Origin of the sequence: Thiosulfatimonas sediminis, from assembly GCF_011398355.1 — a bacterium.
GTDB lineage: Bacteria > Pseudomonadota > Gammaproteobacteria > Thiomicrospirales > Thiomicrospiraceae > Thiomicrorhabdus > Thiomicrorhabdus sediminis_A.
In genome coordinates, this window is record NZ_AP021889.1 from 1,832,592 (window position 1) to 1,847,664 (window position 15,073).

At 43.2% G+C, this 15,073-nt stretch carries 17 protein-coding genes; all 17 read right to left on the reverse strand.

The window, feature by feature from the left end; translation table 11 throughout:
• Positions 1-30: 30 nt before the first annotated feature.
• Positions 31-1,524 (reverse strand): TIGR03752 family integrating conjugative element protein, encoded by a 1,494-nt coding sequence (locus tag HRR27_RS12805; protein WP_197905397.1) that lies wholly within the window; start codon positions 1,522-1,524, stop codon positions 31-33.
• Entirely contained in the window at positions 1,521-2,363 is an 843-nt protein-coding gene (locus HRR27_RS08555; RefSeq protein WP_173272801.1) for a DUF3438 family protein, read from the reverse strand. Before HRR27_RS08555 ends, HRR27_RS12805 begins: the two co-directional genes overlap by 4 nt.
• The gene (locus tag HRR27_RS08560) at positions 2,360-3,106 is read right to left on the reverse strand and encodes a DUF2895 family protein (protein ID WP_173272803.1); all 747 of its coding nucleotides are present in this window, start codon (positions 3,104-3,106) and stop codon (positions 2,360-2,362) included. Before HRR27_RS08560 ends, HRR27_RS08555 begins: the two co-directional genes overlap by 4 nt.
• Positions 3,107-3,123: 17 nt before the next feature.
• Positions 3,124-3,471, reverse strand: coding sequence for a DUF3487 family protein (locus tag HRR27_RS08565; RefSeq protein WP_173272805.1), 348 nt, complete (start codon positions 3,469-3,471; stop codon positions 3,124-3,126).
• A 13-nt stretch (positions 3,472-3,484) separates the two neighbouring features.
• Positions 3,485-3,886, reverse strand: coding sequence for a hypothetical protein (locus HRR27_RS08570; RefSeq protein ID WP_173272807.1), 402 nt, complete (start codon positions 3,884-3,886; stop codon positions 3,485-3,487).
• 285 nt (positions 3,887-4,171) lie between these two features.
• Complete coding sequence (locus HRR27_RS08575; protein WP_173272809.1) at positions 4,172-4,594, reverse strand: integrative conjugative element protein, RAQPRD family; 423 nt, start codon at positions 4,592-4,594, stop codon at positions 4,172-4,174.
• 489 nt (positions 4,595-5,083) lie between these two features.
• Positions 5,084-5,743 carry an IncC plasmid conjugative DNA transfer DtrJ family protein gene (locus HRR27_RS08580; RefSeq protein ID WP_173272811.1) on the reverse strand — a complete coding sequence of 220 codons (660 nt, stop codon included), beginning with the start codon at positions 5,741-5,743 and terminating at the stop codon, positions 5,084-5,086.
• Positions 5,744-7,831 (reverse strand): type IV conjugative transfer system coupling protein TraD, encoded by a 2,088-nt coding sequence (traD, locus tag HRR27_RS08585; protein ID WP_173272813.1) that lies wholly within the window; start codon positions 7,829-7,831, stop codon positions 5,744-5,746. It lies immediately after the preceding gene.
• A complete protein-coding gene (locus HRR27_RS08590; protein WP_173272815.1) occupies positions 7,831-8,247 on the reverse strand; it encodes a PFL_4695 family integrating conjugative element protein in 417 nt (138 codons plus the stop codon). Before HRR27_RS08590 ends, traD begins: the two co-directional genes overlap by 1 nt.
• Positions 8,213-8,698, reverse strand: a complete 486-nt coding sequence (locus HRR27_RS08595) for a lysozyme family protein (RefSeq protein ID WP_173272817.1) — start codon at positions 8,696-8,698, stop codon at positions 8,213-8,215. The genes HRR27_RS08590 and HRR27_RS08595 overlap by 35 nt, the downstream gene beginning before the upstream one ends.
• Before the next feature lies 1 nt (position 8,699).
• The gene (locus tag HRR27_RS08600; protein WP_173272819.1) at positions 8,700-9,443 is read right to left on the reverse strand and encodes a hypothetical protein; all 744 of its coding nucleotides are present in this window, start codon (positions 9,441-9,443) and stop codon (positions 8,700-8,702) included.
• A complete protein-coding gene (locus HRR27_RS08605; RefSeq protein WP_173272821.1) occupies positions 9,440-10,432 on the reverse strand; it encodes a hypothetical protein in 993 nt (330 codons plus the stop codon). The genes HRR27_RS08600 and HRR27_RS08605 overlap by 4 nt, the downstream gene beginning before the upstream one ends.
• Positions 10,433-10,455: 23 nt before the next feature.
• On the reverse strand, positions 10,456-11,607 hold the full coding sequence (locus tag HRR27_RS08610) for a TraU family protein (protein ID WP_173272823.1): 1,152 nt from the start codon (positions 11,605-11,607) through the stop codon (positions 10,456-10,458).
• Between the two features lie 4 nt (positions 11,608-11,611).
• A complete protein-coding gene (gene pilL2 / locus HRR27_RS08615) occupies positions 11,612-12,457 on the reverse strand; it encodes a PFGI-1 class ICE element type IV pilus protein PilL2 (protein ID WP_173272825.1) in 846 nt (281 codons plus the stop codon).
• Positions 12,458-12,600: 143 nt separating this feature from the next.
• A complete protein-coding gene (locus tag HRR27_RS08620) occupies positions 12,601-13,188 on the reverse strand; it encodes a hypothetical protein (RefSeq protein ID WP_173272827.1) in 588 nt (195 codons plus the stop codon).
• Positions 13,178-13,477: a hypothetical protein gene (locus tag HRR27_RS08625; protein WP_173272829.1), complete on the reverse strand. Its 300-nt coding sequence runs from the start codon at positions 13,475-13,477 to the stop codon at positions 13,178-13,180. Before HRR27_RS08625 ends, HRR27_RS08620 begins: the two co-directional genes overlap by 11 nt.
• 443 nt (positions 13,478-13,920) lie before the next feature.
• Complete coding sequence (locus HRR27_RS08630; protein ID WP_173272831.1) at positions 13,921-14,946, reverse strand: ArdC family protein; 1,026 nt, start codon at positions 14,944-14,946, stop codon at positions 13,921-13,923.
• Positions 14,947-15,073 lie beyond the last annotated feature (127 nt).

Here is a 15,073-nt window from a genome sequence, read left to right on the forward strand (position 1 = left end):
GGCGCATTTGTTGAGCACCCCGCAAGCAAACTAATCCATATAACCGGTAGCATCATTTTGAGTTGTCGCATATCGCACCTTTCTACCCATCGGGTCATAATCAATCTTAATTTCCTGTTCAATGTGAATATCAACTGTCTGCCCCGAAGGGGCATAAATCACATCAAAAAACTGCCCCATTCTTTGCTCAAACCAACCACGAACACTACTCATACCGTCCGCTACACCGTTGTAACCAGCAAACTTCATTTGATCACCAACCACGTTACGAACCACACCACCCTCAGACGTTGTATTCGTTTGCACTTCAGCCTCAGCTACCCCACGCGCAAAACCTTCACCTGCACTTAGCAAACCTAATTGAGTTAGCGCTGCCGGGGCATTTGTAATCAGATCACCCGAAATACAAGGATTTGCATATTCATCACTGATATAGCCAAGGTACTGACCCGGCTTACTTGCCCCACTGCCACTATTACCGACCTGTTTTGATTGATGAGTCACAATACGGCCATCGTTAAACACAAAGGTAATCGTATCGATCTTACCGGTGACGCAACGCAGGTTAAGATCGCCAATCGCATCCCCCTGAACAATCGTCTTTTCCAAACCTTGCAGCTCATGATCATTTGGCATCACAATATTTCGACCAGTCGAAATCTTGAATCTCCAAGGATCGATCACACGACCATTCACCGGAATACGTCCAACCAATGCCGTAACTGCTAAAGAATCCGTAATCACAGAACCGTTTGGGACGGTAAATCTCGGTTCGACACCAGCCTCTAAACCGGCTTTACGCATGGTTTTTGATCCAATCTCATCAAACAACCCAGGTTTTTCTTGATCAAAATCCGTCAAACCGCCCGGTGTAGGGTTAATCGAACGCTTCACCGCGTTAAACCCACCCTTTTTATCTGTTGCATACCCTGCATCCATTGGCGGGATCCAAACAATTTGATCTGTAACAACTGATTGAGGCGTACCAGCAGCCAACGGCTTCACCGGCTTACCGGAAACCATTGACTCAACCTTATTCTTCGCTCCTTCAATGGGCGCGATAAATTCGCCTAACTGATTAAGACCTTGATTTGGGGTTTGAGCTTTAGAATTGGAGCCTTGCGGAATCACAAAAATCTTGTTTTCCGGGCGATCTAAATTCGCAAGAAGGTCATTTCCCTCTTGAACTTTTAATTGAGCATCATCCGCTTTCTGGCTGGCTTCTTGCGCTTGCTGCTTCAACTGAGTATTCTCATTCTCAATCTGGCTCATGTTCTCGTTCATTTCTTGCATCGTCGCTTGCATATCACGCATATCCACCATCAGCTTGGTAAACTCCTGCGGCAAACGATCACCGTCCACCGGTTCCGCTACTGTCTCACCAACCGATTTCTGAACTTTATCGCCACCTTTGCCAACCGTTTTAACCACTGGCTCATCGTCACCGCTTAATATCAAGGCCAATAAACCACCCAGAACCAGTAACGCAACGAGAATAATGACAATCGGATTTTTACCTTTCATCGACCTAGCTCCTGATCATAGAAAAACTCTCTTAATGGACGTTTATGGATCATGACAAGAACCGTACCTGCTTTCTTCCCTTCATTTGCAGGGAGTAAGCGGTGGTGCATAAAAGTTGCCGCCAACAAATCCCTTGGCGATCGAGCAATCATCCGGGCATCCACTTCAACGGCATAATCAGATATATTTTTCACTTCAATCGCCGTCGCATAAAACTGATCCGTTCGATAGCTAACGATTGGCGTAGCAATCAACGAAGTGCACGCTACACTGCCACCAAAGCATCCAAACAAGTTTTTAATCGCGATCGGTTCAACCGAAACCCGGTTAATCAAGCTATGATCTTTAACCAAGCGTTCAGGGCTATAAACGTGCTGAAATACATAGCGCGTAAGAAATGGGTAGCTGTTAATATTTTGGCCACCGCCCTCTTGAGATCCACTGGACTTGACCGACTCCATACCTTCAGCTTTTTTAGGCAGGTGAACATTAACAATTGGATCCACGCCTTCAGCTTTCACACCTGAAACATACACCACATAATTTCGGCCACTTACCTGGTCTTTAAAGATGATCTTCTCCCTTGCTAAATCATCATTTACGGCTTGAATAAAAACGCGGTTATCGACACTTGAAAGCGTTTTGTAATTCGCCATGCTCTGACCACTGACACCGATCGCAATTGACGAACCCGAAGGAAAAACAATTTGCCGCTCAAGACCGCTGCTAACAGAAATATCAACCGGCGTTCCATCCCAATTAATATGTTCGTCCGCAAACGCCATACCTGGCATCAAGCAGCATGACAAAGCAAAGAATCTCATTAACCTTTTCATCATTTTTTAGCCTCACGTTCCTTCTGAGTCTTTTCTTGCTCTTTCTCCCACGCCAGCATTTTTTCTCGCTCCGCATCCATATCAATTTGCTCAATCTCAGCAGTAAATTCTTGGTCAACTTTTAAACCCCAAGGATTCTTTTCGGGATCATCCGCTTCCATCACAACAAGCAAAGGAATACGTAAAGCCAAGTCCTTAATCGGATAGGGAACATCGGTTTTTTTACCGTGCTGAAACTCTTTCACACGCACATCCAGCCAAACCTTCCAGCGATTAGCACCGATTGGCTGCACACAGGCATCGCTATAAGCTCCGCAGCCACCATCAACACTGTAATTACCCAGCGGGGCAACCGAACGTGTGCGCATATTCAGTTCATTACGAGACTTTTTCAGTAAAAACTCTTTGTACTTAGCAGTAAGGTAACGCTTAGTCAGCAAAGGGCTATAAGACGCCAGATTTTTTTCAAAATCCGTTTCACCGTTATCTCTCCATAGATTTAGTTGCTGATAGACCGAACCGGCGAAGCTATACACTTCCCACGACTGTATTTCACCGGTCGTTACTTCAGCACCATAATTTAATTGGGGTGGTATGGAAATGCGTTGCTTTTCCGGCTCTTGAATAAGCGAAAAAATTACAGCCATACCAAGCATAATAAGAAACAATAAAAAACCGACCACAACGCGCAGCGTTAAGATATGTGACCGGTCATTTAGAGTTTGATTGACGTAAGGGTTAGCCATCAATAAACACCTTTTGATTAGTACCAATGACCCTTACGGTCAATAAAAGAAGGTTTCATTAAGTTAAAAATCGCCATTTTTCTGGAAGCCCATTGCAAAAAATACTCTGACGGCTTTCCGCGCTTATGACCTTTCAACCACTTCACAACGACAACAACCGTTATAAACGTGCCGAAAACGAGGAAAAACCCAAAAACCAAAGGTTTTGCAAAAGGAATTACTAGAGCCAGAATTAGTCCAGCGACCGCATTAACTAAGACGGATGCTTTTAAAATAATAATCAGTTCCGGCAAAGTGGAGCCACCCACCATGACTGGCTCCACATCCAAAAATGACACTAATAAATCTTCATCTTTGGGATTCACGAACTTTTCCTATTTATGTAGTAGTACCGACTAATCCGCTACCAAATCCATACATGTAGAAAGCCATGACACCTGTGATACCGACTGTCAACAAACCAATGATGTTATGCTGAACCCAGGTTCCCATAGAGTATTTCGTGTTATTTTCATCACTCAGCTGCTGCATACCAGAAACCGCAGCTTTCCCCCAAAAGAAGGCTGCTGCTGTCACCATCAATACACCAGCGATAATGATCAAATACCCAAAAACGGTTTGTAGCAATTTTGTAGCATCAGCATCTTTGTCAACCAAACCGCCCAGATCGATGTTAGCCGCAGCTGGCAATGCTGCCATTGCCATATCAGGCACCATAAATGCCGCTGCCGCTAAAGCTGAACCTGCGAAAGCAGAAGAAAGATTTTTTTTAATACTCATAAAAAGTTTCCTTTTAAAAATAGTTAATTAATAAGTTAAATACAAAAACCCACCGCAGAACGCGAGGAACGTAAAAACCCAAAGTAAATTCCAACTAAAATCACTCAGCGGATCCGGGCTATCGGAATCGCCATCTTGTAACCGCTTATATTGATTAATGACGTTTGATGAAAAACGCCAAATCAAAATAGCTGCAAAGAGCGATCCAAAAGCGAGGGAAAACAAATACTGCGAACCAGCAAGCCCCTCAAAAACCGAAAAGTTCATTGAACTACCCCAATCCGCTTAACGTCGATAATCATCATTAAGCGGTTCAAAATAACGCGGTTGATTTTCCGGGTTGTTTAAGTGATCGAGCATAGAACGCTTAATTTTGTAAAGATCTGCTCTCAACCAATCGTAGCGAAACTTAATACGTTGATCCGGGCGCTGATATTGCTGCGCACGTTGAATCAACGCATCCGTTTGCTGTAAATGAGAAAGAAGATCCATAAGCGCTTTACGCTCTGCATCGTCAATAGATTGAGTCTCATAGTTTTGCGGTAATACCGTTAACTCTGTGTGGCGATTAGGCGCTGATAACTGGCTTACCGATTCCGACAAACCACCATCCAACAAAACCTCACCCTCACCACCATTAGCGACCACTGCAAAACTGATAACACTCAAGCCAGAAGCAAGAAAAAGCTGTTTGAAAAGTAACTGCATTTTTTAACCTTAGTTTAGTGTGATTAAACACAGGCTTAGTTTGTCAAAAACGCAAGCAAAACGACTTAAAACCAAGTGCATAAATTCTGCACTTGGTTTTTAAAAAGAAAAAAGCAATACAAAACAAAGATTTAGAAACAAACAAACCCCAAAAAAATTTATCCACACAATTGAGTCGTGCATCATCGATAAACCTAATCTATGCGCGCTTTCGATCACAAGGATCGAAAAAGGTCTACCAAGGGCGCGAATTAAATCTAGCATGGGGTCGAAAAGCACTGAACGCGATTAAAGACCGGCATAAACCCAATAATATGCAATGCCACGGCTGCGCCTATCTGGGCGCTGCCCAGACCCGAAAAACAGAAAATAAATACTTGAAACAAAATACTTTACAAGATATTCTACCTGACAAATAGGCTCAGGCCTTTTTGGGAAAAAATCAGAAGATACAAGCCAGGCAAAGTACCTGGCTTTTTTGTTAAGTGATTAAAGATACTTCTTAAAGTATTTGGCCGAAACCCAAATCGTAAAACTCGCGGGCAAGGCAAATAAAATCATAAATAAACTTGGATGAATAGAGATCGGTAATGACAAATACAGTGCGACCGGCAACAACATAAACGGCACAATGTAAGACTTGGCATGATGATAAACAAAAGAAGTCTCTCGACCGCCCGACCAAGTGCGAACATCACGCTCACCCAAACCGTCAATCAAGGCATAGACGACAAAAAGCAATAACGCTGGCAATGACATCAAAATAACTGTCAAACGCAACAATCCAGTCTGTATCACCATCAACATCGCAGCGATATACTGAACAAGTGGGCTTTCAGCCCCAACAAAATCTACCGTTTTTGCCATAGCAGATGATTGAACAACCACACGATCAAACTCACTTAACATCAAACCCGCCATATCCGACGGCTGAATAACATAATTCTTGAAGTCACTATTCAACCAACTGATCTCTTTTGCCAAAATCGATTTAGCGTGTTGTGCCCCTGGTTGATCCCACCATTCAAAAAAGATTCCAAGCCATTCAATAACCACCGAAAACAACAACGACAAGAAAAAAGCGGTAATGACAAGCGCTACAAAACCAATAAAAGCAATCGGTAAACTCGGTTTGGATTTTTCAGCCATCTAAGCCGCCCTCGCTACAGATAGCCAGTCGTTATTTCGACTCATCAAACCTTCGCCAGTCGTGTACTTCGCAACCATATCGGCATAAATGTCTTTAAATTCTGTCTTAATGTTTGGATCATCTTCTTTCTCAGGCATCGGCATCCGTATCTTGAAAAGCTGGCCACCTTCAATCAATGCAAATGCTTGACCTTTAGGCAGTGACATAATGGTCGATACATCGATCATATCGACTTCTCGCTTAGAAGTACGATCTTCGTTTTTAGAAGTAAAATCGATACCGCTATCAACATCACTTGAGTCATTGGCACCAGTCACAGCCATAATCTCATTCACTCGAACCTTCGGAAGTTGATTAGTCAAAATCTCAGCCGTGGTCGGCTCTTTAACCCGCAGCATAATCAAATTATTGAAGTTACCTTTGATCTGATTCGCTTTAGATTTACTACCAATTCGAGCTTCAATATCACTTTCGGTTTGCGTGTATGCTGTGACCTGATAACCGGAGCCGCCGGCCTTATTGATCATTGGGATAAACTGATCACCTACCAGCTCATTGAATTCATCGGCATGAATGGAGATCTTGCGTCCACCAGTCTGCATTTCCGGCAATCCATGTGCTATACCGTTTTTGTACAAATAACCCGAAACTGAGGTTAAATCTGCAAACATAGACGCGCCTACTGCACTCGCAACCGTACTATCAGAAAGCGCATCCAAACCAACATAGACAACCGCCTTTTGACGAATCGCACTCAACCAATCAAAGATCGGACGACTATCAGTGACATCACCGTAATCCGGTGCAATCAATTCCGCTGCACGACCGGTCGTTAACTTTTCAAGCAATGGTGCCAGCGATGAAACGATCTTGTCGAAGTAAGATCGGTCATATTTAAATGCGCCCAATAAACCATCCAGAACAGCGTCATAAAAACCAGTATTTTCGCAATATTTAAGCAATGCAACCGCTTCAAGATTTCGATCTTTTAGGCTAAACGGTAAGGTCTTAGGATCCAAGTTATCTAAAATCTGAAGGTACACTTTTTCCCAGCCTTCCGGAGCCGTTTTATTCAAAATCATTTTGCCGTACTGCATTAACAACGGCTCAATGTTATTGACGTATTTTCTCACGGAATGGTAGCTTGGTCGGTTGCCAAGCGCCACATCCGCCTGCACGATAATATTGGCAAATCGCCAGGCAAACTCTTTAAACGCCGAACTATTCCCCTCACTCGGCAAAGCATCTGAAATACGACCGGCAGGCTCAGTCGGCTTTGAAAAATTGCCTATGCCGTTATAACGCGCTGAGATTTCCGGAAATCCTAAGTGAAACATATAGAATGGGCGACCGGCACGCTGTGCTTCGATCTGGCAGCGCATCATTAGATCCGCATCACCTTTTGGATCAAAAACCGCAACCACATCACCACGACGAATATCTTGAGTAATCAAAATCTCAGCTAAGCGCGTTTTACCGACGCGAGTTGTACCCAGCACGATTGTATGACCAACCCGCTCACCTAGCGGCATATCAACTGGATGTTCACCCTCCAACATTCCGACCGCATGAATAGCTGGATTGCCACCGACCGGCGGCAGCGGTCTAAAAGGATTTAATCGACTATTAGACGACAACACGGCAATCAAAAAACTCGCTACTTTAAGGCGATCTAGCTTTTTCTCAAGCTCGCGCGCCCAGCGATAAGATCTCGATGGCGTAATGTACTTTTCATTTTCCGGCTCCAAGGCATCGAATAAACGCTGCGTATGTTTTTGTGACCACCGAAACCCCAATCCCAAAAACAAGGTGCGATTAGACACCGGTACTTTTCTTGGGCGCATACCGTAATATGGCAAACGAACTAACATTTTTTGATAACGATAAATCTGCCAACCCTGATTAAAGCGAACCAACCCTGCAAAAACAAGAATACCGGCACCAACATAAGCCATTTGCTCGGACATCATAATCATGCCCGGCATCGACGCCATGATAATCGCAATAGAAAAAGCCGCTAAAGCGCTTTGAAACTCGACAGGAGGACGTAACAATGCCTCGATTGGATATTTTGGTCTGAAGAACATTATTGATAAACCCAATTGGAGTTAATTAATGCGGGGTAATGCTTAATGCGATAAATCGATACAAGCGCTTGCGCATTCACCGGTTCTACCTGAACAGGATAAGCCGCATTACGCAACGCATCGATCTCAGCTAACGACTGTACATTTGCCAAATAACATACTGCACGATACTGCAAAAGCGCATCTTTACGCTGCTCTAGCCACGAAAAAGATACCTTGTCATAACCAATTACACATCGACTATGCGACTTATCGATCGGCACCGACTCACCAAAATCAACTTGATAATCAGAAAACACACCAGGCGTTGCCGAAGTGTTAAAAGGCAACATAGATTCAACCATCTTCGCCAACTCATTCGCTTGCGCAGGCAAAGCCAAGCTAAGGATTAAGACGACTAAAAACTTTATTCGCATAAGCTAACGCTCGCTTTCGGCAAGAAGAGCCAGGGCAATGATATTTTGCAATCTGCAAACGAATATCATCCTCTGAAAACTGTTTAAGAATATCCGCTGCAACTTGAATATTAGTTGCTGGATCAAACGCCTCATTCAATGTTTTAAACCGATGGCCGTGATACTTCATATTGATCTGCATCACACCAATATCGATGTTTCGCATTCCGCGCTTAAAAGCCTGATCGACCGCTTCCATCGCTTCAATCTTGCTTTCAAACCACATACCTTGACCGTTAAAATTCACCGTCCAAGGCCACGGTTTGCCGTAACCTGGCTTTGTTGATTCTTGCTGAGCAATACCATACAAAACCAAAGGATGCAGATTATTCCGCTCAGCCACCTCAACAAAAAAATTGGCTTGGCTAATTAATGGGAACAAAGTGAAAAAAACAAAGGCTACGGCTTTCATGTTACTTCATGGTGTGCACTTGGAGATCACCACCATCCATACTAATGAACGTAGCCGGTGCCTTAATACCGTGCTTCTTAGCAAACTGAGTATCACGGTTCAAAGTGATATAGCCATCTTTTGCCAGCTCTTCCGGAATGTAAGCCCTGGCATACTTTTGCAACTGCTCATCCGTCGAATCATCAATCACAAAAATATCCAGCTTAACTTTGTAGTACCGCACCTGATTGATCAATTGCGCTAAACGCGCATGACATTCATCACAATCGACTTTCGTAAAAAATTGCACACGATCATGTACGCCAATTTTGTCACCCCGAAGATCATTAAGCTTTGCATAATCAAACATCGATCGCCCCTCATGCAGCTTGCGCAATTCTTGTCGAACCAGACGCATCGATTCAACCGAACTATCAACATACTGCACATAACGCTTAGCGAACAACTTAGCGTAACGCTCTCGCTCCTGCGGAGTGCGCGCAAAAATACCAAGCACTTCCGGAGGACTTGCTTCGGTTTTTGACAACTGCTGAGCAATTGGCTTTACCTTTTGATACAACGCCCAATCCTCATCACTTAGCGCCCAAAATTTTTGCTCGTACTGCTCAATGTTCAATTCGTCGGGTAATTGTGTGCCTTGCTCTGTCTCAGACGCTAATGAACGATCGACCGAAGTATTTGCAACCTGGGCACAAGCCAAACTAGAAAACGCTACAAGCCCGACTGGAAGAATAAACTTAATCAAAGCATGACCTCCTTACCATCTTTACGCACAACGACTTTTTCTTTCACAAGATCAACTTTTACAACACGCATATCACCTAGCATATCGCCTTCATAATAACGATCGGTTGACCCCTTATAATCAATTTCAACGCCTGCTTTGTATTGCCAGACAAAAAAGCCTTTTACTCGTGGAATCTCTGCTTTTTTAACTGCCGCTGCGCGAACGGCTGCTTGACGACGATCATTACGCTCTAACTTATCAACATCCTTTGTTAACGCCGCGATTTGCGCCTTAAGCTCAGCAATCTCTTGCTCTTGCTTTTGATCTTCGATGAATTGATTCTCTAGGCTTTTAGTTAAATCATCAATCTTGGAATAAATTTCGGAAATCTGACCCGTGTAACCTTCGACACGCTTTTTAACCCCATCCAAATCAGCAATAAAGTTATCAAGTGAAAATTCCGGCAACTTGACTTCATACCCTCCAATGGTGACGGTTTTTTGCTCAACGCCTTCTAATACACGTTCACCCTCAATCTCTGCTGTAGCACCATTTGCAATTTCTTCACGAATCTTTTCACCGTTATTGGTTAGTTCCGCTAGCTGTAATGGCTTGTGCTCCGGCATTCCAAGTTCCGGCGGCTCTTTCTCAGATTGTTCAATCAACTCAGAAATCGGCTTAGGTTCATCCCCATCGGTTGATTGATTTTCCTCATAGATTAAATACCCAACAAAAGCACCGCCTACAAAAACTAATGCAACCGTTGTTTTAACCGCAGCTTTAAACAAACGAACAAACAAACCTGGTTTTTTTTCAGGCTTATCAGAAACAGCATCATCATTTATCAAAGGCGGCAATTCACGCTCAGAAGAAGGCTTATCAGGTTCATCAAGTGACCCTTGAATACGCTCTCTAAGTTCATCCGCCATCCCAACATTCTCAGAACTAACCTCATCTGAAACTGCTTTTTCATCTTCTAACACTTCTTCTTTTCTTTCACTCGACATACATATTCACCAAAACAATAAACCTAGAACAAATCTTTTAAACATATTGGTGGAATACTGGCTTTTGCAATAACATTACCACCACCTAAACAGCAACTATACGGACGCCAATAATTCCAACCATACTGCTCTTCGCCATCATCATTTCGACCATCAGACCAATTCGCATTGGTACTACCAAAAGGTTTACACACGCTATCTTCTTTTGGACTAATCATTTGCCACTTATCTGTTTTTTCATTCGAGGCCGGAGTTGGCGCTTTACTGTGAATACGCCAACCATCACTACGCGTTGCAATATCAATTGCTCTTTGAGCAATAATGGCTGCGGCCTTAGCATCCTCTTGCTGTACGACAAACCCTATTCTTGGCCAAACCTGACCCCATGTATTCGTTCCAATAATATTGGTGGATGTACGGGTGCCAATTTCGCGTTTTCCAAACCAGTGATACCCTTTCGCAATGGCCTGGAAACGCTCAATAAAACCGTATCGCCACTCCAATTGATCTACAAATGAATCGTAATGAGGTTTGAGCGGCGTTACATTCGACGGGCAAAAGCCTTTGAAGTATTCGTTACCTAAAGCGGCACCAAAAGCTTGACCAACCTCTGAATCAACAAAAAGACCACCACCCTCTTGTGAAGGTGGTGTATAACTCCACCTGTGATCACCATCACCAGTTTCATCTTCAAATGACCAGCCGCCAGGAACATTTATATAAGTCCCATCTGTTTTTGGAATTTCTAAACTTCCTGTTTTTTGAAAATTCGTTGCAAATACCAGAAACGGATGGCCGATAACCGACGTGTTTTTGAAGCGTATTTGACTGCTTTCAAGCTTATTACCCTGCATCAAATTAGCCCCCTCACCGTCATCAAGCATACTTAACAAATTACTTTGAATTGCACGGTATTCAGTAAAAGGCTGCTCATCGAGTTCGTCATAAACCGTAACAAGCAAATCGGGCAGGTTGTGCTTAACTTTAGGTGAAACCCAAGTCTTACAGCCACTAAACAAGCTACACTTCAAATGGAAGCAGGTGCCAGTAAAACAGTAATCCATGCACTCAAGGTTAAGTGCAGACTGGATTACATTAAGCATATTGAAGTCTTCAGATTTCGCAGCATGAAAAGGCACCAAGGAAATCAACATAGCAGCAACATATTTACGCACTTGATTACTCCACTGATTTAAGCGTCACTTTCGTCTCTCGATATACGCGATCTACCACTTCAACTGGAAGCTCATAACCCTTAAAATTCATACCAGGTTGCTCGCCACGCTGATAGCCCAATTGACCCTGAACAGATAAAGTTCGATCAGTCATACCAAATTGTGCTTTCATTTTGGCAATACCCTCCTGAGCGCGAATTTGAGTCATTAATTTTTCCATCGCCTCAATCAAACTGCCTTGCACCGGCTGAACATCCGACAAATAGATGTCAACATTTACACCATTTACCGAATCAACAACATACTCAAACGCACGCCACTCATCCGACTGTGCAACCCAATCAAACAAAACCTGTCGAAGTGTGCTGCCACTCTGAACAACCCATAATTCATTTTCACTTGATTGCTTGACTGCCTTGCTGATCTGCTCATCAAAACCGACATACTGTGCTCTTGCTGCCTCATCAAGCTTATAGGTCACTGTTCTCAGAACAGGGTTGATTGACAATTTCCACACATCCCCTGCTAAGACCTTTAGCGCATCCGCTAGACTCACAGTACCGATGTGCCGATGAACGTCCGGCAACACTTGCTTATAAAGAATTTCAATATTTGGATCCACATCACCGACCGCCAAACGATAACCTGAAGGCTTTAATAAATACTCAATGGCTTCGTGAACGGTATAAACTTCTTTGGGAAATTTGACTTCAACCTCAGTACCAAGAAGGTTTTGTTGCGCATACGTAGGTTTTGCTGATTCAGTTGTATATCGTCCAATTTGCGAATCCGCAGCAAAAACAGACTGCGAAGCCGTAGCAATCGCGGCGGCAAGTAGCACTTTTTTCATGATTTCCTCTATCCCTGCTTTTTTACACGCTTACATCATCGCAAAAACAAAAAAAAGACTACTCAAAACCAAGTGCAAAAATCCTGCACTTGGTTTACAGACACAAAAAAAGCGGTCATTGACCGCTTTGTAGAAAGTGAAAATTACAAATCCTGATCCCAAGACTTCAGCATTGTTAGCTTCGCCCAAGTGTTTAAAACTTCACGCTGCGTTTCAAAGTCTTGAATCCACATGGTCAAATTTCGATCATCCTTAGCGTACAACCCCCAAAACTGTGCATTTTCAGTAGGAACTTCATAGATATAACCATCCTCATCAGCACAAGCACGAAAACTATAAAGACCACTATCCTTAAACACACCTTCAAAAGTAACGCCAAAATAACGATTCAAAGCCTGAATACATCGAATCAAAAAACGAGTAATTGACTCATGACCTACATAACGAATTTCTGCAATCTCTTTGAGACTGCCTTCACTATCCAAATCATATACTTTGATGAACTGATAACTAAAAGAAGCATTACCTTCAGACACACTTCTAAAAGGAAGTGCGACCAACTGATTAAATTCAGGAAAGGCATATTTTGATAACGCATCATTCGTAATTAACCCACGAATACCGTGCAAAGATCGATTAAAGTAAAAACCATCATCCCGGTACAAATCTTTCTCGACACTTAAAGCTTCACGAACCTTAAAACGAAAATCAGCTAAAGAATCAAACTGCATGATCAAGCCCTCCGATAAACTCACAGACTTCAGAATAAGACTCAGATTCAAATAAGAAATGAACGGTCACGCCTTCTTCATCAGTTGAAAAAACGGAAAATCGCTCTTTCTCTGGATCCTCTCTATCATCCGGATTTTTGTGATCAACAAAAAGCTTAACTTTCAGCAATTCATTAACGGCAGATGCACACGTATCATTGCCATAAGAATCATCTTTAAAACCATCTGGCAAAGGGTATTCCATACCCGATACACAATGACTGAAACTTGTCACATAACGACTAGACATAACATATCTCCAAATAAGAGATACACCGCTGCCCTTCAGGGCATTGGTGTACCCCGAAGGTTAAAATTGAATCACTGCAAAATGCAGTTGTGGCCAAACGATCCGTGGCGGCCACTAAGGGCGCTTACCGAAGTAAGCAAGGGTTGCTGATCTAACGATCAAACAATTCTCTATACCGGCTCCCGGAACCGTCATACAGAATGGTTTGAAAAGGAGGGCAACCGGTGAACCGGTCGCCACTTACTCAATTATCTCGCTTGCTTAGAAAGCAGCAGGCGAATACAATAAAAAAGCAAGGAAGATGAAAATTGCAGTAAGGGGCATTTTCATACTTACCTCCAAAATAGACGGCATCGAAAGGTGCCGTTTTCCTTTTCTGGCGATCGCCAGACCGGTTGAACGCCCCTACTCGCTCAAAACCATAATCAACCAAACATATCTTGCTAAAGACTTGCTTGTTCAGCCAAATCATCAGCGACTTTATCGATTGACTGAGACTGTGCTTCAACGACCATGCGATTTAATAAGCGAACAGACTTCATTGCCTCCTGAGAAGCTTTGAAAATCGCCTTATAATCGTCTTTTAGAACTTTCACCCATGATTTGATGTATTTGACGTGCATATCGTCAACTCCACCGCTCTCTAATCCAAGCTCCGCAGAAGCCATTGCTGCACCTAGCTGCGCAACAAGCTCTTCAAAAGCATATTGCGTTGAACCGAAAGCATCGAACTTCACAATACCATCCCGGTTGCAACGAGAAGCCGCACCCGTCCAGTGAATCGTTTCATGCAAACGAGTCTGGTAATAAGCCAGCTCAGAATGAAACTTTTCCTTTTTGGGCAAAGTAATGGAATCGCTAAGCGGTGAATAAAAAGCACGGACACCACCATGAGACAATTCCACCGGATCTTTGGCATGAAGAGATAGAGCGGATAAATACTGCTCTGCCACTTCAATAGGCGAAAACTCTTCACCAACACCTAACGGCTCAACAACACTACCCTTTGGATCGTAATAATGTTCTTCAAGCCCCTCGATTTGCTCGACGTTAAAGTAGGGCGCATAACGATACGACCAAATAACATCTTCACCGTCCTCCATTGCTTGCTGAATTCGTTCTCTGTCAGGTGAAAACAGCTTGCCTTTGGAATCTTTAAGAAACGGTCTAAGCCAAAAAACCAAAGTTGACTTTGATCCTTTGATTACTTTTCCACCAAGCTCAGTAGCTTGCTTGAAGGTCAACCAACGGTTTGCTTCAAAACCTTGCTCTGCCATGCTCATTGAACACAATAATTGCGAAATTCCAATCAATCGCTGACCGGTTTTTGCATTGGTCGCAATAGAACGCATTCGATCCCAAGGAACCGAAAAACTTCCATCAACAAGCCCTTTCTCCAAAGATTCAACGATTTGTTGAGTTACTTTTTTGAATTGAGCGTCTTTATCTTTTACCTTTTTAAAAGCCATAATTGTATCTCCGAATACAAGAGATACACCGCTGCCCTCCGGGGCATTGGTGTACCCCGAAGGTTAAAAATGGATCACTGCAAAACGCAGTTGTGGCCAAACGATCCGTGGCGGCCACTAAGGGCGC

Excerpts from the sequence above, each read along its gene's own strand:
- HRR27_RS08630 (WP_173272831.1), bottom strand. The coding sequence starts at position 14,946 with ATGGCTTTTAAAAAGGTAAAAGATAAAGACGCTCAATTCAAAAAAGTA.
- HRR27_RS08590 (WP_173272815.1), bottom strand. The coding sequence starts at position 8,247 with ATGCGAATAAAGTTTTTAGTCGTCTTAATCCTTAGCTTGGCTTTGCCT.
- HRR27_RS08580 (WP_173272811.1), bottom strand. The coding sequence starts at position 5,743 with ATGGCTGAAAAATCCAAACCGAGTTTACCGATTGCTTTTATTGGTTTT.
- pilL2 (WP_173272825.1), bottom strand. The coding sequence starts at position 12,457 with ATGAAAAAAGTGCTACTTGCCGCCGCGATTGCTACGGCTTCGCAGTCT.
- HRR27_RS08560 (WP_173272803.1), bottom strand. The coding sequence starts at position 3,106 with ATGGCTAACCCTTACGTCAATCAAACTCTAAATGACCGGTCACATATC.
- HRR27_RS12805 (WP_197905397.1), bottom strand. The coding sequence starts at position 1,524 with ATGAAAGGTAAAAATCCGATTGTCATTATTCTCGTTGCGTTACTGGTT.
- HRR27_RS08625 (WP_173272829.1), bottom strand. The coding sequence starts at position 13,477 with ATGTCTAGTCGTTATGTGACAAGTTTCAGTCATTGTGTATCGGGTATG.
- HRR27_RS08595 (WP_173272817.1), bottom strand. The coding sequence starts at position 8,698 with ATGAAAGCCGTAGCCTTTGTTTTTTTCACTTTGTTCCCATTAATTAGC.
- HRR27_RS08620 (WP_173272827.1), bottom strand. The coding sequence starts at position 13,188 with ATGCAGTTTGATTCTTTAGCTGATTTTCGTTTTAAGGTTCGTGAAGCT.
- traD (WP_173272813.1), bottom strand. The coding sequence starts at position 7,831 with ATGTTCTTCAGACCAAAATATCCAATCGAGGCATTGTTACGTCCTCCT.
- HRR27_RS08575 (WP_173272809.1), bottom strand. The coding sequence starts at position 4,594 with ATGCAGTTACTTTTCAAACAGCTTTTTCTTGCTTCTGGCTTGAGTGTT.
- HRR27_RS08605 (WP_173272821.1), bottom strand. The coding sequence starts at position 10,432 with ATGTCGAGTGAAAGAAAAGAAGAAGTGTTAGAAGATGAAAAAGCAGTT.
- HRR27_RS08570 (WP_173272807.1), bottom strand. The coding sequence starts at position 3,886 with ATGAGTATTAAAAAAAATCTTTCTTCTGCTTTCGCAGGTTCAGCTTTA.
- HRR27_RS08555 (WP_173272801.1), bottom strand. The coding sequence starts at position 2,363 with ATGATGAAAAGGTTAATGAGATTCTTTGCTTTGTCATGCTGCTTGATG.